Here is an 18,996-nt window from a genome sequence, read left to right as displayed (position 1 = left end):
CTCTCGAACTAGCCGACGTCACAAGGGAGTTGGGGGAGTCTTGCACAGCAGCCACAGAGGCGTACACCCATCTGAGCCAAGTTCATCCACGTGAACACTCTGTCGCCACCGGTCATCCCCGTGCTCCGCGCCGGAATGTGAGACTCCATCCCCGGCAAAGGGCAAGATGACAGCGCGAGCGGATGCACGGTCGATGTGGAGGAGTGAGTGCGATGCAGCACGAACGAGCGGGCAGGCCGGCCGGCCCCGAGGACCTGATCGACGTCCCGCGGCTGGTGACGGCGTACTACGCGCTGCACCCCGATCCGGCCGAGCCGGGACAGCGGGTGGCCTTCGGCACGTCGGGGCACCGCGGGTCCTCGCTCGCGACGGCGTTCAACGAGGACCACATCGCCGCGACCAGCCAGGCCATCTGCGAGTACCGGGCGAGGCAAGGCACCGACGGTCCGCTCTTCCTCGGCGCGGACACCCATGCGCTGTCGGAGCCCGCGAGGATCACCGCTCTCGAGGTGTTCGCGGCCAACGACGTCACGGTGCTCCTCGACACGGAGGACGGTTACACCCCCACTCCGGCGGTCTCCCACGCGATCCTGACCCACAACCGGGAGCGCACCTCCGGCCCGGCCGACGGTGTGGTCGTGACGCCTTCGCACAACCCGCCCGGGGACGGCGGGTTCAAGTACAACCCACCGAGCGGCGGCCCGGCCGGCTCGGACGCGACCTCCTGGATCCAGGACCGGGCGAACGAGATCATCGCGGGTGGGATGAAGGACGTACGCCGCGTCACCTACAGCCGGGCGCTCGCGGCGCCCGGCACCGGCCGCTACGACTTCCTCGGCGCCTACGTCTCCGATCTGCCGAGCGTGCTGGACCTCGATGCGATCCGTGCCGCAGGCGTACGCATCGGTGCCGATCCGCTGGGCGGGGCGTCGGTCGCCTACTGGGGGCGCATCGCGGAGCAGCATCGCCTGGACCTGACGGTGGTCAATCCGCTGACCGACCCCACCTGGCGATTCATGACGCTGGACTGGGACGGCAGGATCCGTATGGACTGCTCGTCGCCGTACGCGATGGCGTCGCTCATCGAGCAGCGCGACCGGTTCCGGATCGCGACGGGCAACGACGCCGACGCCGACCGGCACGGCATCGTCACGCCCGACGCCGGGCTGATGAACCCCAACCACTACCTCGCCACCGCCATCTCCTACCTGTACTCCCATCGCACGCAGTGGCCCGCCGAGGCGGGTGTGGGCAAGACGCTGGTCTCGTCCGGCATGATCGACAGGGTTGCCGCCGACCTGGGCCGGCGGCTGGTGGAAGTGCCCGTGGGGTTCAAGTGGTTCGTGGACGGCCTGGTCGACGGTTCGCTCGGCTTCGGCGGCGAGGAGTCCGCCGGGGCGTCCTTCCTGCGCCGGGACGGTTCGGTCTGGACCACCGACAAGGACGGCATCATTCTGGCCCTGCTCGCCTCCGAGATCACGGCCGTCACCGACAGGATGCCGTCCGAGCACTACGCCGCTCTCACGGCGCGCTTCGGCGAGCCCGCGTACGCGCGCATCGACGCGCCGGCGTCCCGCGAGGACAAGGCGCGCCTGGCGAAGTTGTCCCCGGCCCAGGTCAGCGCCGACACCCTTGCGGGTGAGCAGGTGACCGCCGTCCTCACCGAGGCGCCTGGCAACGGTGCGCCCATCGGTGGCATCAAGGTCGCCACCGCGAACGCCTGGTTCGCGGCTCGTCCGTCGGGCACCGAGGACGTGTACAAGATCTACGCGGAGTCGTTCCTCGGATCCGATCACCTTCGCCATGTGCAGGACGAGGCGAAGGTCGTGGTTCTGCGGGCGCTCGGCGGCTGACGCGCAGGGGTTCCGGTGGTGCGAGGCCACCGGAACCGACGCCGGCCCTGCACTCGTGCACCCATGAGGGGCGTGTCAGCCGGTGGACTCGCGGATGCGGGCGAGCAGGTCCCGTAGCCGGGCGCGGTCTTCCGCGTCCAGGCCGGCCGTCGCCTCGGCGAGGGCGCGGCGGTCCACTTCCTCCGCCTCGTGATGGCGTCGCAGCCCCTTGTCGGTGAGGCGCAGCAGAAACGCGCGGCGATCGTGGGGGTGGCGGACACGCTCCACCAGACCGTCGCGCTCCAGGCCGTCGACGATGCTGGTCGTGGTGCGCGCCGCGACTCCCGTCATCTCGCTCAGGTCCCGCATCCGCAGGGGCTGCTCGGAGCGTGCGAGCATCCGCAGGGCACGCAGCCGGGCCACCGAGGCCCCATGGGTTCGCAACCGGGACTCCACAAAGCGGCGCAGCCGGTGCGTCGTCTCGTAGAGCTCGTCGACCAGGATGTCGCTGCTGCCGTGCACTGCCATGTCACTTCCTTGCCCCGCCGTTCATCCGATTCTAGGACCATGCACATAGTGAGTATGCTCAGCATGTGCTGTCCTTCCGACGTCGTCCCTTCCTTTCCGTCCCCCCGGTGCAGCCCAGCCAGCGTTTTGTGGTCCCCGCCATGTGTGTCTGCGTGACGTTCATCGCGATCGTCGACGGGGCGATCACCACCGTGGCGCTACCCTCGATCGCCCGCCAGTTCCGGCTCACCACGGCCGCCCTGGACGGGGTGGTGGTGGTCTATCCGGTCTGCCTGGCGATGGCCATCCCCGCCTCCGCCTGGCTGGTCGAACGCTTCGGTGGCAAACGGGTCCTGCTCACCGCCCTCGTCGGCTTCCTCGGCTGCTCGCTGCTGTGCGGCGCGGCCGCCGACCTCGGTCAGCTCGTGGTCTTCCGCGCGCTCCAGGGGCTGTCCGCGGGTGTGCTCTTCCCCGCCTCGGCCTCCTTGCTGTTCCGCACCTTCAATTCCTTCGAGCAGGTGCGGATCGCCCGGTACACGATCATTCCCCAGCAGATCGCCCCGGCCGCCGCCCCCATCCTCGGTGGGCTGCTCGTGGACCACCTGTCCTGGCGATGGGTCTTCTACGTCAACCTGCCGGTGGGTCTGCCGGCCGTGCTGTTCGGGCTGCTGTTCCTGGCCGAACAACACGGCCGGCGGCCCGGCCGGTTCGATCTCACGGGGCTGGTGCTGAGCGCGGCGGCCCTCGGTTCCCTGATGTTCGGCATCTGCGAAGGGCCCAACCGAGGCTGGTCCTCCGTCGCCGTGGTGACCTCCCTGGTCCTGGGCGCGGTCCTGCTCGCCGCCGCCGTCGTGTTCGAACTGCGCATCGCCGAGCCGCTGCTGAAGTTGCGACTTTTCGCGGACCGCCTCTTCCGGGACACCAACCTGATCAACCTGGTGGGCCTGGTGCCGATCCTCGGTGCCATGTACCTCGGCCCCCTCTTCCTGCAGCAGGGACAGGGCCGCAGCGCCCTGGAGTCCGGCACCAGCACCTTCCCCGAAGCCTTCGGCGTCCTGCTGACCGTCCAGATCGCAGGGGCCCTCTACGCCAGGGTCGGCCCGCGGGTCATCATCGGTTGCGGTATGGCCGGTGTCAGCGCGGTCCTGCTGCTGTTCGCCGCCTGTGACGGGCACACCGGACTGTGGACGTTCCGCGGCCTCATGTTCCTTCTCGGCGTCGCCATGGGCGGGGTCTTCATGCCGACGACGGTGGCCTCATTGGCCACCCTCGCCCGGACGGACCTGGCGCAGGCCTCCACTCTGAACACCGTCGTCCGCCAGACCGGCGGAGCCCTCGCCCCCGCCGTGGTGACCACGGCCCTGGTGCTGAGCACCCCGGCGGGTGCCGCGGTGGACCCGCCCGTCTCCGCTTACCAGCACGCCTACCTCGCCCTGGCCGCGATCGCCGCGCTGACGGCGGTCTTCTCCTTCACTCTCCCCGACGGTCCGGCCCGCGCCGCGGCACGGGGCACCGCCGCCTCGAGCCGTTCCAATCCGTTTCGGCGCAAGCGGGTCGACGCCCGATGAGCCGGCCGTCGACCGCCCTCGGTCCGGGTGGAGCCGTTCGGCATCCCGGGCATGGTGCGGCGTGGCTCGGTGCAGCCAGGTGGCTTGCTGGTTAGCTGAGAACCGAGTGGATCACCGTGTGGAGTGAGGCGGGCATGACCGATGTGCAGGGCGTGAACGAGCGGGTCATCGACGAGTTCCGGTGCGGGAACGGGGCGGTGGGGGGCCGCTTCGAGGGCGCCCAGCTCCTGCTCCTGCACACGGTCGGCCGCCGTACGGGCCGGGAACGGGTGAACCCCCTCGTGTACGCCGCCGACGGCGACGGCTATCTCGTCTGCGGCTCGGCGCGTGGCGCGGAGAACGATCCGGCATGGGTGGCCAACGTCGCCGCCATGTCCGAGGTGACCATCGAGGTGGGGGACCGCGTCATGAAGGCGACTCCCACCGTCGTGCTGCATCCGTCACCCGCGTGGGAGCGTCTGTACGGGATCTGGTCCGCATACTGGACCGACAGCGCGCACTACGAGGCCAAGACGTCCCGAAAGTTTCCCATCGTGAGGCTGCAGCCCGTCGCGTCGGCCGGTTGAGTCCCGGTGGAAAGCCCGGGTCCGACGGCGCCTGACTCGACCGCGAGGGCAACGCCTGGCAGGGTGACCGGTGTTGGGGGAGACGAGGCAGCCGCATACCGAGCGGCAGGTGTGTCCGGACCGGTGGCAGGATTCCTGTCATGACGGATGTCCTGGAAGTGGCCTGCCGCTCGCCCCGGAGAAGCACGCTCCGGTTGTTCGTCGGACTCGGTGCGCTCGGTGTGTGCCTGACCGCCGGGAGCATCGCTCTCGGGGGCGCGCTCCTTGTCGTGGGAGCGACCATCGGTCTGGCACTGATCGTGGCGGGCACGGTGTCGCTCCAGTATGTCTTCGCCCAAGTGCGTGCCGATGTGCACGGCGTTCACGTCCGCACCCTGCTGCGTCGCTCGAGTGTGCCGTGGAGCGATGTCACCGGCCTGTACATCTTCGAGAAGCCCGCGCGCAACGCCCACATCCAGCGTCGCGTCGGCCTCTCACGCCGTGGCGGACACAAGCGCCTTCTGCCGCTTCCGGTGGCCTGGTCGTACAACGATCCGGACTTCGACGCGACGGTGGATTCGCTGCGCGAACTGCACTGCCGCCACTCGGGCGCGGAGCCGGGCCGCCTCCCCGTCGTCACGCACCGAACCGCTGGTCGCGGCAGGATCGGGTCATTGGTTCTGGGCGCGGCGCTCCTGGCGGGTGCCGGCGTGGCCGCGTACTTCGTGCCGATCGCCGCCGCCGACGAACAGGCGTGGAAGGCGGCCGCCCCCTGCACCGTGCGGACGTCCGTCCGGAAGAACGGCGATTGCCTGTCCACCGTGCCGGCCGTCGTCGCGCGGACCGAGCCGCACCAGCCCAAACAGAGCAGCTGGCTGTACTTCACCGGCAGCCGGCCGTTGCACAGGCTGGAGGTCTCGGAGGAGGCCGCCGAGGAGTTCGAGGCCGGGGACCGCGTGGAACTGACCGTCTGGCATCACCAGGTGATGGAGGTGGCGGGAGCGGGGCACATCTGGCGCGAGCACATCACCGGGGGAGGGGAGGTCGCCGTCGTCGCCGCCGTGCTCGCCCTGGCCGCGGGCTACCCGGGCGCCCAGGTCCTGCTGCGTCTGCGCGGGCGCAGGCTGCCGGACGACGAAGTCCTCCCGTCCGCCCTGCCGTTCGCGGGCGCGCTCGTGGGAACCGCGCTGTGGCTGCTGCCGCTCTGCTACCTGCACCCCACGACCCTCCTCGGACCCCCGGCGGCGCTCCCCTGGTCGGCGGGGGGAACGCTGTTTTCACTGGGCCTGTTCGCTCTGGCCTGGCGCGCCACCCGGGTTCGCACACCAGGCGTGACCGAAGCAACCGATGGGGCCGTGCACCCGGACGGGGAGGTGTTCCTGGCCGCCCGCTTCCTGGAGCACACTGACTACAACCCGCACGGCTTCGGCACCCATGTCCTCCTCGGCGACGGGCCGCCCGCGGTGACACCCCACGCCGGCCCGGGCCGGTTCGCGGCGAAACGGATACCGGCGCAGCGGATCACCGTGAAGAACGTACGCCGCGCCCGGGGCGCCGACGGCGACACCGTCCCGAGCAACTGGCACATCGCCGAACTCGAGGACGAGGGCCGATCGGTACGCCTTGCCGCAGCCCCGGACGACCTCACGCGCATCCTCCGCGAGCTGGACGCTGCGAAGACCCCGCTGGACACCGCGAACCCCGAAGGATGAGAGACGGCCGCCGGACGACGGCCACGTCGGATCAGCCGGCTGTACGGGCAAGCGCCGCCCCGGCACGCCGGCCCGCACAGGCACGGACGGGCATCACGGCATTGCGTGATGACTCCTAGTCGTCGAAGTAGTGGCCCTCTTCGAGGTCCGGGATGAGTGCGGGCTGCACGGGATCCCATCCCAGTCGCTTCCGGGTCAGCGCGCTCGAGGTGGGGTTGTCGAGCGGCACCGCGGCGGAAAGGAAGCCGAAGTGCTCGGCCGCGTCCTCGGCGGCGATGCCGGCGACCGGTACGTCCAACCGGCGGCCGATGACCTCGGCGATGTCACGGAAGGGCACACCCTCCTCGCCGGCTCCGTGCAGGATCGAGCCGGCCGGCGCGGCCTCCGCCGCCAGCCGGAACAGACGCGCCGCGTCGAGGCGGTGGACGGCGGGCCAGCGGTTCGATCCGTCGCCGACGTAGGCCGACACGCCCTTCTCGCGGGCGATGTCGATCAGGCGCGGTACGAATCCCTTGTCGCCCTTGCCGTGCACGGACGGTGAAAGCCGCACGACCGACGTCCGCACCCCGCGCCCGGCAAGCGCGATGGCCGCGCTCTCCGAGGCCACCCGCGGTCCCGTCGCCCCGGCGTCGGGCACGACCTCCTCGGTCCCGAGGCGACCCGGCGCGATCATCGTGAGCATCAATGTTCCCGAGGTGACCACGAGCGGCTTGCCGCTGCCCTCGAGCGCCGCCCCGAAGGTCTCGACGGCACGCAGGTCCTGCTTGCCGGCGGCGACGTAGTCCGAGAAGTCATGGCTGAAGGCGAGATGGATGACACCGTCCGCCGCGGCGGCACCGTCGTGCAGGCTGTCGAGGTCGTCGAGGGAGCCGCGTTGCACCTCGGCGCCGGAGTCCGTCAAAGCCGCGGCGGCCGTGTCCGAGCGGGCAAGTGCCACGACCTCATGCCCCGCATCGAGGAGTTCGCGCACAACCGCAGTTCCGATGAATCCGGTCGCGCCGGTGACGAATACGCGCATAGTGAAGATCCCTTGGTGATTCGAGTCGACCCGGCGCCAGAGGGCGACGGGCTCGTGCCTCCACGCTGGAACAGCCGGCTGCGCGTGTCCAAGACCTGTTTCGCAACGAGCCATACGAAACATGCATCACCACAGGTCACAGCCGCCTCGGGGCGTCAGCGGGCGGGCCGGTCGGCATACGATGCGGGTATGCCCGACTTGCCGCCGCCAACGGCAGACCTCGATCTGCGGTTGGTGCGCTACTTCACCGTCGTCGCCGAGCACCTGCATTTCGGCCGCGCGGCCGCCGCCCTGCATCTCGCGCAGCCGTCCCTGAGCCGGCAGATCCGCCGTCTGGAGGAGCAGCTGGGCGCCCGCCTTCTGGATCGGACCCCGCAGGGCACCCGGCTCACCGAGGCCGGGGAGGTGTTCCTGCCCCGGGCCAGAGCGCTGCTGCGGTCGGCCGCCCATGCGGCGGCCGACACCCGGGCCGCCGCCGAGCCCAGCCGGATCACCATCGGGTACACCGGGGGGATCATCGTCACCCCTGCGGTGCGCGAGCTGCGTCGTCGGCACCCCGACGCCGACGTGCACACTCTGCATCTGGCATGGAACGAGGCGCGTGCGGCACTGCTCGATCACCGGGTGGACGCCGCGGTGACCCGGCTGCCGCTCCCCACCGACCAGCTGCACGTGACCGTCCTCTACGACGAGCCCAGGGTGCTGGTGATCCCGCACGACCACCGGCTGGCCGGCAAGGAGTCCGTCACCCTCGACGACATCGCCGACGAACCCCTCCCACGCGTGCGGCAGTCCGACCCGGCCTGGAGCGCCTTCTGGCGCATCGACCCCCGTCCCGACGGCAGGCCCGCGCCCGACGGCCCCTTCATCGAGGCCGTCGAGGACAAGTTCGAACTCATTGCCGCCGGGGAGGCCGTGGCCATCGCGGCCGCCACCCACATCAACAGCCTCCGCCCCGACCTCACCACGGTCCCCCTGGAGGGCGTCGAGCCGAGCCACGTCGTGCTGGCGACGCGCGCCGGTGACCGCAACCGTCTGCTGGCGGCCTTCCGCAAATACGCCCAGGCCCACATCGCCGGGCCGGACCCGGCCGGACCGGCGGGCCCCCCGTCACACTGACGTACGCGCAGGGCCTCCCTCGACAACTGCGCCGCACTCGGGAGAGCGGAAATTGAATTCGGCCGCGATTCGATTTCCGGCACCTCTCGTGGGTGGCGGCGGCCGGCGTTGTGGCGGGAGCGGTGCGAAAGAGCATACTGGAGGGATCGAAGCGGGCTCGTGGCCGGTGCATGGACATGATGCTTGCCGTGGCGGAGGTAGTCGTGTTTCACACTCCGTTGTGCGAACTCCTCGGAATCGAGGCACCCGTGATCGGTGCCCCGTTCGGCCCCTGGGACGAAGTCGCACTGGCGGCCTCCATATGCAGGGCGGGAGGACTCGGCAGCCTGGGCACAGCCGCACGCACCGTCGATGAGCTGAGGCATCAGTGGTCGCGCCTGCGTGAACTGACCGATCGTCCCTTCGCGATCAACCACACGATGCGGCCGTTCAGCGAGGAAGCCTTCGAGGCCACGCTCGAAGAACGCCCCACCGCCATCTCCTTCCATCTGGCGGTTCCGGGGGATCTGATCGAGCGGGCGCACGCGGCGGGGATCAGATGGATCCAGCAGGTGACCGATGCCCACCAGGCGGCTCAGGCGCTCGATGCGGGAACCGACGTCATCATTGCCCAAGGGGGCGAAGCCGGAGGTCACGGGGGTGATGTGAGCACCCTGGTACTGGTGCCGCAGGTCGTCGACATGGCAGGTGACACCCCGGTCGTCGCTGCCGGTGGGATAGCCGACGGACGCGGGGTCGCCGCCGCGTTCGTACTGGGCGCCCAGGGTGTGGCGATGGGCACCCGCTTTCTGGCTTCAACCGAGATGAACATTTCCGACGACTGGAAGCAACGCATTGTCGGTGCGGACGCGGTGGACGCCGTGAAGGTGCTCAACAGTGAACGGATTCTCCCGCCGTACTCGCGCCCCGAAAGTTACGGCGTTCCCCGCGCGCTGCGCACGGAATTGGTGGACACACTCCGTCATCATCCCGAGCAAGTGAAAGAGGATGTCGTTCCCCGGCTGATGGAGTCCATCAGCCGGGGTCGCGGAGATGAATTCCTGCCGTTCACCGGCCAGTCCGCCGCGCTCGTCCGTGACGTTCTCCCCGCGGGTGAACTGCTGCGCGGGATCCTGCGGGAGGCGGAGCACATCCTCGCTGCGAGAGCCGCGGAAGTTGCGCACGATCGCCATTCGAGTTGACGACGTCGACGGCGGGAGAGGGCCGAGCGATAGCGAGGGCCCACCGAGCGGGTTTGGCGGGCCTTCGCCGGCGCTGTTGTCGGCTCACTGAGCCGCAGCGAACTTCGGGTTGGGGCCGTACTCGTTTTCCTCCGGCTTGCCCGCGGTGGCGTAGAAGACGATCAGGGCGATCACACCGAACGGGACGAAGGTGAGCAGGAACCACCAACCGGAGCGGTCGGTGTCGTGCAGGCGGCGCACGGCGAGACCGAGGAGCGGCAGCGCGATGACGAGCGTATAGACGATGAGCGGGACGCTCGAATCGATGGCGCGGCCCGCGAACGTCACCACGTTGGTCGCGATCAGGTTGAACAGGAAGAACACCCAGAATTCCTGCCTGCGCGCGCGACCGCTGAACACGGCGTATTTCTTGAAGACGTCGACGATCCAGTGCATGAGTGTCCCCCCAGGGATGACGGTGGTGGTGTGCGCTCATCGAACCCGATCAAGGTTGCCGAAAACCTGCTCATTGACGCGTGCAAGTCAATCGTTACGATGCTGTGGTCGATCGGTGATCATTGTGGTTGACCTGCGGGTTCCGGGCCTGCTTGCCGGCCACGCGGGGCGTTTGGTGTGCTCCACGAGGGTGGCCGGAATCGTCCCTCGGGTACGACCATCGATCCTCTGCGTCATGGGAGTCTTGAGCCGTGCTTGCCCGACACCCGGGCCCGGCTCCGCTCGGTTGCCCGGCCGTGCGCGGTCGGCCCGGCCGGCCGAAGTGTCGGCGGCTCTCCACGTGCGGCCTGTTATCCGGATGCCTGTCGGCTGCCCGACCTTCTACTCTGTGGCGGGCGGCGGAGCGGGGGGATCGGCGATGAGCATGTACTTCGACGTCGGCGACGAGACGCTGTGGAACCCATCGAACGGTGCCGGCCGCCTCTTCATGAGGCAGGTCGAGGTGTTCGAGGCAGAGCTCAAGTTGCCCTCGGGAATCGGCCAGGGCAGGTATTGGGGTGACCCGGACACATTCGAGGTCGATCCGGCCGTGTACGCGGTGTTCGTGCGCGGCCTGGTCGCCTGGTACTGCCGGACGGGGCACTCCGTGATCCGCGCTCTCTCCGAGGGGTTCACGGCGACGGCAGTCACGCTCGCGCGGCGAGCGGGCATCGACATGGAGGTGCCTGAACCGGCGCCGGACCACAGGTGCGGTGACCCGCAACGCGACATTCAGGTTTCCGGCAACCCTCGAACCGCGTCGCACGACAAGGTCGAAGCGCTCGGCATACGGGCCCAGGGAGATGGACCGCTGGATGGCCCGCTGAGCGGACGGACCCGTGACCGCCCCTCAGCACGCCGGAAGCTCCGGAAGCTGACGAACGGGAATCCTGGGCGGATGGCTGGTCCGAAGACCCGCCGTTCTGACTCAAGGGGACCCGACGACGCTCCCGAGATCATCCGATCCCGACAGCCACTGAGCGCCGTGATCCCTTGCTTCCCAGCGCCTTGTCTCCCGCCTCGGTTCCGATTCCGGCACACCGGGCACTGGTCGCATTCGACAGCTCCTGGTCGCCCCGGCGAGCCTTAGCCGACCTGACGGGCCCGCAGAGGATCCACGTCGCCGAACCGGGTCTCCACCCGCGCCTACTCGAAGTCGTACATCGCGAAATCGGTGACCGCGCTGTACCCGAGCCGCTGGTAGAGCCCGTTGCTGGTGGGGTTGGCCAGGTCCGCGAACAGCAGGACATGCGCCGCGCCCGCGGCCAACGCGGCTCGGCTCACCTCGGTCGTCGCAGCGCCTGCGTAACCGCGGCCGCGCAGATGGGCCGGTGTGTAGACGGGCGCCACCCGGATCTGGCCGGCGACCATCGGGCTCACGCCCGCCATGGAAACGGGGGTGCCGTCCGGCGTCTCCCAGAAGGTGATGCGTCCGGAGGCGATGCGCGCGTCGGCCCAGGAGCCTGCGTCGGTGGAGGTGAGCCCTCCGATGGCGACGGCGAACTCATCGTGCCAGAGCATGAGTTGCTCGCGGTCCTGCTCGCCCGCGACTCGACCCCGGCCCTCCGGGAGTGGCTGCGGTGGTGTGAGCGTACCGAGGCGGTACAGGCGCTGGCGCTCGTGGAGCGTCGGCGTTGCGCCGGTGTGCCGCTGCCAGGCCTCGGCGAAGGCGGTGGCGGTGTCGTGGTCCGCGCTGACGCCGGGGAGGGGGCGGTCGAGGCCGGCCCAGTGAGCGGCAAGAGCGTCGGCCTCCTCGGGGGTGAGGGGGGTGAGGTTCAGCCGGTGGGGCGGGGTGCGGAAGAAGGCCGCGCGAACCTCACCGGCCCGCTCCAAGCAGCCGAAGGCCGGAGCCTCGGCGCCGTACACATCCAACCCGCGTGTGCGAAGTGTCTCGGTCACCGTCAAGGGGAGGGTGTGCAGGGCCGGGCGCGAATGCAGGAATTCGCCGGCTCGGGTGAGAAAGGATTCCAGGTCTTCGGTGAGGTGCCAGTCGTCCGGGCGCATGCCTCATGATCCCTCGGACTGTCGGCGCGCGCCTGGGGTTTTCCGCCAGGGCGAGACAACAGGCCCTATGAATCAGGGGACTTCCGGTATCCACCTGAGACAGTGAGGATGGTGTCCGGCGCCCTCCGAGGTGTCCGACCCTCCATCTGACCGACCCTGCCGTCCTGTTGATGGGAGTGTCACCCGCTTCGGACAGTGCCGTCCCCACGCGCGGACGGCCGTTTCATGCAGTGCCGAACCGGAACACGTCGTCGGACCATCCGGTGTCGGCTACTCCCTCGTCGAGCGCCTCGCTGATCGTCCGTTCTTCGTAGCCGAAGTGGGACTCCATGATCGCCGCCAATCCGTCGAGCTCACGCCCGATCGGCTCCAGGACATCGCCGCCGGATTCGGCCGCACGGTCGGCGAGTTCGCTCACCTGAGCCAGGATCGTGGCGATCATTCCATGATCCTCGGCAAGGTTCGCGACCGTCGCGGTGAGATCCGGGCGATCGAGCAACAACTGCGAGAACATCCCGTCGTCCTCGCCGTGGTGGTGTGTCGTCAATGCCGCACAGAAGGCCAGACAGTGGGTGAGGAGTACGTCGTCAGTCAGTCGGCGCTGTCCAAGGCCCGTTCTGATCTCGTTGATCAGGCGACGCAGTTCCTGATGTGCCTCTGCGAGTCGGAGACTGAATGCGGCCGCACGGTCGCGGTCGTGGGAAGCCACGGACGGCAGTCCCTTCGGTTCCGCACCTCCATGCCTGACGCCGTCCGCCACCGGCACGCGATGCTGCCGTCATCCGATCACGCGACGCGGCGGAACGGCAAGCGCACGACCTCGAAGATGGGTCGGAAGTAGCTGGGCGTAGCTCCGCGGCCGACGGCACCACAGCGTCACGCAACCCGGATCGTTCGGCGCCGGGGAGCGCCGCGGACCGTGGTGTACCCCCTCAGGTGGCGCAGGCACGCGGCCCGGGAGTGACGGTTCATCCGAGAGTCTGTACAACCGCCGCTCTCGGTCCGGGGTCGCGGCGGCACATATGCGGCCGCGCCGATCGTTGTGGACACGGCGCCGGACGTCGGGCCGGCGGTCCATTACGACACGAAGATTTCGGCCTCTCTGATTGCGTTTACGTGTTGATGCTGCCGTATACCGTGATGCGTGCTCGCATCGCGGTAAGTAATCACCCTCAGAAAGGGAACGGTTGTGCCCATCTCACGGTGGTATTTGATGGCTGCTTCGGTGCTCGCACTGACCGATCTCGGATGCCATGCCTCTTCACCCTCGAGCCTCAAGCCCATGGCCAATGAAGTTCAGGGGCACTACGAAGTAATCCGTCTGCACGGAGACCTGACGGGAACCAAGAGGCTCAACGACGGAGATCCGGCAACCGGAGTGGGAAATAAGGTTCTGATCACGGAAAAGCTCTCTCGTAACGGGAGCAAGTACGGTTTCTCCGCAACCATGTGCACGCAGGTCGGAGGGCCCTTGAAGCCCACCCCGGAGAACCCGACCACCCAGCTGTGTTCAGGGGTCTACAACCTCGATAATGGGCAGGTCACCTGGCAGAACACGCTCGCCGTCACACGTGACGGGGTTCCGGCGCCGTGGAAGACGGCCATCACGGGTGGCACCGGCGCGTACGACAACGCTCGCGGGTACATCCTTGTCGACGGGGAAAAGCGCGACTACACGGTCTATCTCGTTCGAACGCCCGCGTCGTGATCGCGCTCACTGCCTGAGCCGAATCCGCTTCACGGCGCGGAGCACCCGCCGAGTCGGCTGCCGCGGGCGTTCGCCGGCGGCCACCGGCTCGTGTCGCACCGGCCAGTGATAGCCGAGGCACAAGTTCACCACGACTGCGTACGTCAGGTACATCAGCCAGGCGCCCGTGAGGATGCGGACCAGTCCGAGTACACGCTCGGCCACGCCGACACCGATCGTCGTGAAGAAGTGGCAGAAGTAGACGGCGAAGAGGCCGACGAACAGGACTCCCACCGGCCAGTCGCCGACAGCGAAGAACACGGTCGCGCCCATTGCCGAGATGAGCATGTAGGCGATCGTCATGCCTGCGTTGGGCCGGAGGTCGTTGCCCTGACAGCGGTTCCAGCCCAGGGCGAACCAGTGGATGCCGTAGGCCGAGAACGCCAGCGCGGCCATGTACTCCGGTGGCGCCTTGAAGACCTGGAACCAGGTCAGGCCGATGATCAGGACGATGCCACTGATGAACTGGCAGAAGCCCGGCAACCAGATTCCCCACACGCCCAGCGCCCGGTCCGCGCGTTCGCCGCGCTTGGGCCATCCGAGCAGCTCCTGCGGGCCCCACATCAGATAACCGGTGCCGAGTCCGAAGTAGCCGAGAGCCAGCGGGGGGAATGCGGAAACGGTGAAGTTGACCCCGCAACGCGAATCGGTACGCAGTCGCCCCGCCGCATTCGCCCACGGGCGGCGCGGGAGTCCGACGTACCGCCTGCGCGGCGGCGGTGCGTGCCTCGGCCGGTCCCGGGCGGTGGATGTCCGCAAGCGTGGCACCGCCGCCGCGGGTCGGCGGGCGTGTCTAGCGGCCGGCGGGTGCGAGCCCGGCCGAGACAAGGCCGGCCAGCACGGCTTCGCCCAGGGCGTGGACGGCGGACTGGGGCCGGACCATGACGGTGAACTCCTTGATTCGACCGTCGTCGTCGAAGTGCAGCAGATCGATGCCGTGGATCTCCTTGCCTCCCGCCTTGGCGCGGAAGAGGAGGATCGTCGACGGGGCGGACGTGCCGTCCAAGCTGGTCTGTGCCGTACCGGACAGGTCGCCGATGTAGCGGAAGTCCTCGAACGTGCGGAACAGGACACCGAAGAGGCCCAAGACCATCTGCTTGCCCTCGAAGGGTGTGAACTTCACGGGGCTGTAGAGGCGGATGTCCTCGGTGAACAGGTCCTCCAGGGCCGCGAGGTCGCGGTTGTCGACGGCGTCGCGGAAACGATCTGTGGTGGCCATGGTCCGGCTCGCTCTCTCGGATAGTCATGAATGTGACTAGTCAGTTTTATGACTACCATGGGCGGCGGGTCAGGCGACAGGGGTACGAAGGAGGCGAGCGATGGCGCTACGGCACGCGGTGCTGGCAGCACTGCTCGACGTGGAGCTCAGCGGCTACCAGCTGGCCAAGTCGTTCGACCTCGGTGTGGCCAACTTCTGGTACGCCCAGCCGCAGCAGCTCTACGCCGAGTTGGCGCGGCTGGAGAGGGACGGGCTGATCGCGGGTCGTGAGGTCGTGCAGGACGCCCGGCCCAACAAGCGCCTGTTTCGCGTGACCGAGGCGGGGCTTGCGGAGCTGGAGGACTTCACGGCCGCCTCCGCGAAACCCCCCTTCATCCGCGACGACCTCCTCGTCAAGGTGCAGGCCGCCGACGACGTCGATCTCGGAGCGCTGATCGCACAACTCGACGAACGCGCCTCCATCGCCGCAGCCAAGATCGACCTGTTCGGCCAACTGCTGCGCGGTATGCGGGGTGAGCGTACGGAAGAGGAGTTCCTGCGTCATGGTGACCGCGTCGGGCCCTACCTGACGTGTATGCGCGGCCTGGCCTTCGAACAGGGCAACCGTGACTGGTGCCAACGGGCGATCGCGGTGCTGACGGAGAGGCGGCGGGCCCACACGCGCACCTGACCGGATGAACGCCTTCCACGACGGCTCCGCCCGGTGCGGTGGAGGGCGGGGTCCACGCTCAGGCTCGTGGGCGGGGCGTTCCGTCGTCCGGTTCCTCGCTCGTGCGGGGTGCGTGGTCCGGCGTGGCGAGCGACTGCTCGCACCAGATGGTCTTGCCGCTCTTGGCGTGCCGGGTGCCCCAGCGCTGGGTCAGCTGGGCGACGAGCAGCAGCCCTCGGCCGCCCTCGTCGAAGGTGCGTGCCCGTCTCAGGTGGGGTGCGGTGTTGCTGCTGTCGGAGACCTCGCAGATGAGCGCGGCGTCGCGGATGAGGCGCAGCTGGATCGGCGGGGCGCCGTAACGGATCGCGTTGGTCACCAGCTCACTGACCACCAGTTCCGTGACGAAGGACAACTCGTCCAGCCCCCAGGCCTCGAGCTGCTCGACGGCCAGTGTGCGCGCCCGGGACACCTCCTCCGGGTCCACGGGGATGTCCCAGGTGACGACCCGGTCCGAGGTGAGCACACAGGTACGGGCCAGCAGTAGGACGACGTCGTCCTGCGGAGGGCCGGGAAGCAGTGTGTCCAGGATGGTGGAGCATGCGGCTTCCAGCGAGCCCGGCGAAGAGGCCAGCGCACTGCGCAGCATCGCGAGGCCCTCGCCGAAGTCACGCTCCCAGGAGTGCACAAGGCCGTCGCTGTACAGGGCCAGGGTGCTGCCCTCGGCCAGGTCCAGCTCGATGTTCTCGAAGGGCAGGCCGCCCACCCCGACCGGAGGGCCGATCTCCCCGGCGATCTCCTCCACCGTGCCGTCGGGGGCGATGACAAAGGGCAAGGGGTGGCCGGCGCTGGCGAGTGTGCAGTGCCGGGAGACCGGGTCGTAGACGGCGTAGATGCAGGTGGCGCCCCGTTCGCCGTTCGCCGGCGCGTCCTCCAGATGGAGTACGAGATCGTCGAGATGGGTGAGGAGCTCGTCGGGTGGAAGGTCGACGTCGGCGAGGGTGCGAACCGCGGTGCGCAGACGTCCCATGGCGGCCGAGGCGTGGATGCCGTGCCCCACGATGTCCCCCACGACCAGGGCCACCCGTACACCGGACAGGGGGATGACGTCGAACCAGTCCCCGCCCACACCCGCCCGGGTGTCCGCCGGGAGATAGCGGTAGGCGACGTCGACGGCGGGCTGCTCGGCCGGCCGCTGCGGCAGCAGAGCGTGCTGGAGGGTGAGCGCGCTGTCCCGCTCGTGTGTGTAGCGGCGGGCGTTGTCGACGGCGACCGCGGCCTTGACCGCCAGCCCCTCGGCGTCGATGAGGTCCTGCCTCTCGAACGGTGCGGACCGGGAGCGCCAGAAGGTGACCGTTCCCAGCAGAATGTGCTGGGTGGTCAGGGGAATCGTGATCAGCGATGTCATGCCGTACGCGAGGAGGCGCTCGGCTTGTTGAGGGCTGTCACCCCGCCACGCGGAGCACGTGCTCAGATCGCGTACGAGCAACGGCTGCGGCGCGGAAGCGGACCCCTCGGTGGGCGGCCGGTCGCATGCCACCACGGTGCCTTCCGGCTCCAGGGGTGAGTCGTGGCGGATGCCGCCGACGGCCACGCGCTGCATGGGTGTGTCGCCGGTGACGGTCGGTTCGTCGCCACGCAGTGCGGACATCGCGAGGTCGACCGTGGCGAAGTCGGCGAATCGGGGTATCGCCACGTCCACCAGTTCCCGAGCGGTTCGTGTGACGTCCAGGGTGGTACCGACGGCCACACTGGAGTCGTACAGCAGTTTGAGGCGACCGTGGGCCCGCCGGGCCTGGGCGAGACTGCTCGCCAACGACTCGGCCATGGTGTTGAAGGCCGTCTCCAGCTGCCCGATCTCCCGCCTTCCGGTCATCGGCATACGGGCGCTCAGGTCGCCGACGGCCAGTTGTGCGGCCACCGCGGCGGCGGTGCGTACCGGCCAGACGATCACCCGGATGACGTACGCCGAGTATGTGCCGATGAGCAGGACGGAAGCGCCGAAGCCCGCCGAGGCCACGGCTGTCGCCCTTCGTGCGCTCGCGTCGGCGGCGGCTTCACGCGACGCGACATCGGACTGCTCGGTCGCGGTGTAGCGGTCGAACATGTGCCTGAGCGCATCGACCTTTTGCTGGCCCATCACTATCGCCGTCAGGCTCCTCGACTGGGGGTTGCCGTGCCGTGCCTCGTCTACCAGGGGCGTCGAGTAGGTGTCGATGAAGGACCGGCCCGCCCGGCTGATCTGGACCGCCAGGTTTCGTTCGGCAGGGGACTCGCTGAGCCGGACGAGTTTTGCGGCCTGCGCGGGGAATCGGGCCTGGGCGGCTTTCCAGGGCTCGAGGAAATGAGGGTCTCGGGTGATGATGAATCCCCGCTGGCCCGTCTCGATGTCGAGGACGAGGGAGTCGACCAAGCGGCTCTGGCTGAGTGCGGCGTGGGATTGCCGTTCGGCCAGCCCGGTTTCCCGCACGCTGTTCCCGGACCAGATGAATGCGGCGAAGATGGCGCCGATCAGTACGGCGAGCAGCGCGCCGGCGGCGGCCGTGAGGCTGACAAGACCCCGTTGCGGACGTCGGTCGTGCCAGAGCCTCGCCATCCGGGGCGCCTCCTCTTCGCCGGAGCCGCCGAGCCGTCGACCGGTCACCGGGTGAGGGGTGGCCCGGGGCTCCGCACCGTCCGCCCGTGAGTTGCGCACTCCTGGCCGGAGGGCGCTGATCCGTTCTTCGCCCTCGCGCTCGGCGTCCGACGTCGGTTCGTTCATGAGCTGGTCGCTGAGGCGGTCGCCGTGCCGACCCGGCGCGGTGGTGCGGTGGCGTTGAGGAGCAGTTGCCGGAGCACGGGGCCTGCTGCCTGCATCGCCGCGGTCAGAGCACGTCGGTCCTCGACGGACAGGGTGGTCAGCAGCGCCGTCAGACGGGCGTCATGGACCCGCTGCCGTTGGGACAGCAGTTCCCGGCCGGACTTGGTGACGGCGACGAGGACCACACGGCGGTCGCCGGGGTGCCGGACCCTCTGCACCAGACCCATCCGTGCCAGGCGGTGGACCAGCTGGGTCATCGAGGGCTGAGCGACTCCCTCCGCCGCCGCCAGTTCGGTGAGCCGGGCGGGCCCGTGCCGACAGAGTCTGTCCAGCGTCGAGACGCTGGTCAGACTGAGGTCGCCACCGGTCATCAGGTGGCGCAGCACCAGCAGTGCCGCATCTCCCAGTGCCTCGGCGAGTCCTTCGGGGCTCTGTCGGCTGCCTGTCTCGTGCATGAGCGGGGTTCCCGTACGCAGGAACGGTGGGGCGGGTGGGCAGCATCCTTTGCCGGCTGCCTTCGCGTTTCGTTTTCAACAATTACATAGGGATTCTATGACTTTTATGAGTAAAAAGGCGTTAAAAGGTGCATTATTTCTAGATCGCTGACTTGACAGAGCGATCATC

18 protein-coding genes are annotated in these 18,996 nt (G+C 68.9%); 9 read left to right on the top strand and 9 right to left on the bottom strand.

The features are described 5' to 3' along the window. Nucleotides 1-212: 212 nt before the first annotated feature. Nucleotides 213-1,853, top strand: coding sequence for a phosphoglucomutase (alpha-D-glucose-1,6-bisphosphate-dependent) (gene pgm, locus RCR19_RS02415; protein WP_331263519.1), 1,641 nt, complete (start codon nt 213-215; stop codon nt 1,851-1,853). Nucleotides 1,854-1,928: 75 nt separating this feature from the next. Here pgm and RCR19_RS02410 read toward each other — a convergent pair whose 3' ends face one another. Then, complete coding sequence (locus tag RCR19_RS02410) at nt 1,929-2,360, bottom strand: MarR family transcriptional regulator (protein ID WP_331263518.1); 432 nt, start codon at nt 2,358-2,360, stop codon at nt 1,929-1,931. A 140-nt stretch (nt 2,361-2,500) separates the two neighbouring features. Between RCR19_RS02410 and RCR19_RS02405 the strand changes: the two genes are divergently transcribed. The 3 genes from RCR19_RS02405 (at nt 2,501) to RCR19_RS02395 (ending at nt 6,164) form a co-directional block, all read left to right on the top strand. Beyond that, complete coding sequence (locus RCR19_RS02405) at nt 2,501-3,907, top strand: DHA2 family efflux MFS transporter permease subunit (RefSeq protein WP_331269318.1); 1,407 nt, start codon at nt 2,501-2,503, stop codon at nt 3,905-3,907. 134 nt (nt 3,908-4,041) lie between these two features. Continuing rightward, on the top strand, nt 4,042-4,473 hold the full coding sequence (locus tag RCR19_RS02400) for a nitroreductase/quinone reductase family protein (protein WP_331263517.1): 432 nt from the start codon (nt 4,042-4,044) through the stop codon (nt 4,471-4,473). A gap of 140 nt (nt 4,474-4,613) precedes the next feature. Further along, entirely contained in the window at nt 4,614-6,164 is a 1,551-nt protein-coding gene (locus RCR19_RS02395; protein ID WP_331263516.1) for a PH domain-containing protein, read from the top strand. A 115-nt stretch (nt 6,165-6,279) separates the two neighbouring features. Here the strand turns inward: RCR19_RS02395 and RCR19_RS02390 are convergent, their stop codons facing one another. Then, nucleotides 6,280-7,182 carry an SDR family oxidoreductase gene (locus RCR19_RS02390; RefSeq protein WP_331263515.1) on the bottom strand — a complete coding sequence of 301 codons (903 nt, stop codon included), beginning with the start codon at nt 7,180-7,182 and terminating at the stop codon, nt 6,280-6,282. 189 nt (nt 7,183-7,371) lie between these two features. On the opposite strand from RCR19_RS02390, the gene RCR19_RS02385 reads away from it, so the two are divergent. Both RCR19_RS02385 and RCR19_RS02380 read left to right on the top strand, forming a co-directional pair. Continuing rightward, nucleotides 7,372-8,301 carry a LysR substrate-binding domain-containing protein gene (locus tag RCR19_RS02385; protein ID WP_331263514.1) on the top strand — a complete coding sequence of 310 codons (930 nt, stop codon included), beginning with the start codon at nt 7,372-7,374 and terminating at the stop codon, nt 8,299-8,301. Between the two features lie 188 nt (nt 8,302-8,489). Beyond that, nucleotides 8,490-9,482 (top strand): nitronate monooxygenase, encoded by a 993-nt coding sequence (locus RCR19_RS02380; RefSeq protein WP_331263513.1) that lies wholly within the window; start codon nt 8,490-8,492, stop codon nt 9,480-9,482. An 84-nt stretch (nt 9,483-9,566) separates the two neighbouring features. Here RCR19_RS02380 and RCR19_RS02375 read toward each other — a convergent pair whose 3' ends face one another. Next, nucleotides 9,567-9,917, bottom strand: coding sequence for a DUF805 domain-containing protein (locus RCR19_RS02375; protein WP_331263512.1), 351 nt, complete (start codon nt 9,915-9,917; stop codon nt 9,567-9,569). Between the two features lie 418 nt (nt 9,918-10,335). On the opposite strand from RCR19_RS02375, the gene RCR19_RS02370 reads away from it, so the two are divergent. Continuing rightward, on the top strand, nt 10,336-11,046 hold the full coding sequence (locus RCR19_RS02370) for a DUF6086 family protein (protein WP_331263511.1): 711 nt from the start codon (nt 10,336-10,338) through the stop codon (nt 11,044-11,046). Between the two features lie 56 nt (nt 11,047-11,102). On the opposite strand, the gene RCR19_RS02365 is transcribed toward RCR19_RS02370, so the two are convergent. Beyond that, the gene (locus RCR19_RS02365; protein ID WP_331263510.1) at nt 11,103-11,960 is read right to left on the bottom strand and encodes a GNAT family N-acetyltransferase; all 858 of its coding nucleotides are present in this window, start codon (nt 11,958-11,960) and stop codon (nt 11,103-11,105) included. A gap of 223 nt (nt 11,961-12,183) precedes the next feature. Further along, complete coding sequence (locus RCR19_RS02360; protein WP_331263509.1) at nt 12,184-12,720, bottom strand: hemerythrin domain-containing protein; 537 nt, start codon at nt 12,718-12,720, stop codon at nt 12,184-12,186. Nucleotides 12,721-13,173: 453 nt separating this feature from the next. Between RCR19_RS02360 and RCR19_RS02355 the strand changes: the two genes are divergently transcribed. After that, the gene (locus RCR19_RS02355; RefSeq protein WP_331263508.1) at nt 13,174-13,668 is read left to right on the top strand and encodes a hypothetical protein; all 495 of its coding nucleotides are present in this window, start codon (nt 13,174-13,176) and stop codon (nt 13,666-13,668) included. A gap of 6 nt (nt 13,669-13,674) precedes the next feature. Here the strand turns inward: RCR19_RS02355 and RCR19_RS02350 are convergent, their stop codons facing one another. Then, nucleotides 13,675-14,466 (bottom strand): hypothetical protein, encoded by a 792-nt coding sequence (locus RCR19_RS02350; RefSeq protein WP_331263507.1) that lies wholly within the window; start codon nt 14,464-14,466, stop codon nt 13,675-13,677. Between the two features lie 34 nt (nt 14,467-14,500). Next, nucleotides 14,501-14,926, bottom strand: coding sequence for a nuclear transport factor 2 family protein (locus RCR19_RS02345; RefSeq protein WP_331263506.1), 426 nt, complete (start codon nt 14,924-14,926; stop codon nt 14,501-14,503). A 100-nt stretch (nt 14,927-15,026) separates the two neighbouring features. On the opposite strand from RCR19_RS02345, the gene RCR19_RS02340 reads away from it, so the two are divergent. After that, entirely contained in the window at nt 15,027-15,596 is a 570-nt protein-coding gene (locus RCR19_RS02340; RefSeq protein WP_331263505.1) for a PadR family transcriptional regulator, read from the top strand. A 58-nt stretch (nt 15,597-15,654) separates the two neighbouring features. On the opposite strand, the gene RCR19_RS02335 is transcribed toward RCR19_RS02340, so the two are convergent. Then, nucleotides 15,655-18,333 carry a SpoIIE family protein phosphatase gene (locus RCR19_RS02335; RefSeq protein ID WP_331263504.1) on the bottom strand — a complete coding sequence of 893 codons (2,679 nt, stop codon included), beginning with the start codon at nt 18,331-18,333 and terminating at the stop codon, nt 15,655-15,657. Then, nucleotides 18,330-18,827 carry a MarR family transcriptional regulator gene (locus RCR19_RS02330; protein ID WP_331263503.1) on the bottom strand — a complete coding sequence of 166 codons (498 nt, stop codon included), beginning with the start codon at nt 18,825-18,827 and terminating at the stop codon, nt 18,330-18,332. Before RCR19_RS02330 ends, RCR19_RS02335 begins: the two co-directional genes overlap by 4 nt. Nucleotides 18,828-18,996 lie beyond the last annotated feature (169 nt).

It is taken from the genome of Streptomyces sp. WAC07094 (genome assembly GCF_036320405.1).
Classification (GTDB): domain Bacteria; phylum Actinomycetota; class Actinomycetes; order Streptomycetales; family Streptomycetaceae; genus Streptomyces; species Streptomyces lannensis.
The sequence above is the reverse complement of the archived record's forward strand: the minus strand, read 5'-3'. Positions and strand labels throughout refer to the sequence as shown.

What these genes read in the sequence shown, in the direction of transcription:
- pgm (WP_331263519.1), top strand. Translation starts at nt 213, where the DNA reads ATGCAGCACGAACGAGCGGGCAGGCCGGCCGGCCCCGAGGACCTGATC.
- RCR19_RS02410 (WP_331263518.1), bottom strand. Translation starts at nt 2,360, where the DNA reads ATGGCAGTGCACGGCAGCAGCGACATCCTGGTCGACGAGCTCTACGAG.
- RCR19_RS02405 (WP_331269318.1), top strand. Translation starts at nt 2,501, where the DNA reads ATGTGTGTCTGCGTGACGTTCATCGCGATCGTCGACGGGGCGATCACC.
- RCR19_RS02400 (WP_331263517.1), top strand. Translation starts at nt 4,042, where the DNA reads ATGACCGATGTGCAGGGCGTGAACGAGCGGGTCATCGACGAGTTCCGG.
- RCR19_RS02395 (WP_331263516.1), top strand. Translation starts at nt 4,614, where the DNA reads ATGACGGATGTCCTGGAAGTGGCCTGCCGCTCGCCCCGGAGAAGCACG.
- RCR19_RS02390 (WP_331263515.1), bottom strand. Translation starts at nt 7,182, where the DNA reads ATGCGCGTATTCGTCACCGGCGCGACCGGATTCATCGGAACTGCGGTT.
- RCR19_RS02385 (WP_331263514.1), top strand. Translation starts at nt 7,372, where the DNA reads ATGCCCGACTTGCCGCCGCCAACGGCAGACCTCGATCTGCGGTTGGTG.
- RCR19_RS02375 (WP_331263512.1), bottom strand. Translation starts at nt 9,917, where the DNA reads ATGCACTGGATCGTCGACGTCTTCAAGAAATACGCCGTGTTCAGCGGT.
- RCR19_RS02370 (WP_331263511.1), top strand. Translation starts at nt 10,336, where the DNA reads ATGAGCATGTACTTCGACGTCGGCGACGAGACGCTGTGGAACCCATCG.
- RCR19_RS02365 (WP_331263510.1), bottom strand. Translation starts at nt 11,960, where the DNA reads ATGCGCCCGGACGACTGGCACCTCACCGAAGACCTGGAATCCTTTCTC.
- RCR19_RS02355 (WP_331263508.1), top strand. Translation starts at nt 13,174, where the DNA reads ATGGCTGCTTCGGTGCTCGCACTGACCGATCTCGGATGCCATGCCTCT.
- RCR19_RS02345 (WP_331263506.1), bottom strand. Translation starts at nt 14,926, where the DNA reads ATGGCCACCACAGATCGTTTCCGCGACGCCGTCGACAACCGCGACCTC.
- RCR19_RS02340 (WP_331263505.1), top strand. Translation starts at nt 15,027, where the DNA reads ATGGCGCTACGGCACGCGGTGCTGGCAGCACTGCTCGACGTGGAGCTC.
- RCR19_RS02335 (WP_331263504.1), bottom strand. Translation starts at nt 18,333, where the DNA reads ATGAACGAACCGACGTCGGACGCCGAGCGCGAGGGCGAAGAACGGATC.
- RCR19_RS02330 (WP_331263503.1), bottom strand. Translation starts at nt 18,827, where the DNA reads ATGCACGAGACAGGCAGCCGACAGAGCCCCGAAGGACTCGCCGAGGCA.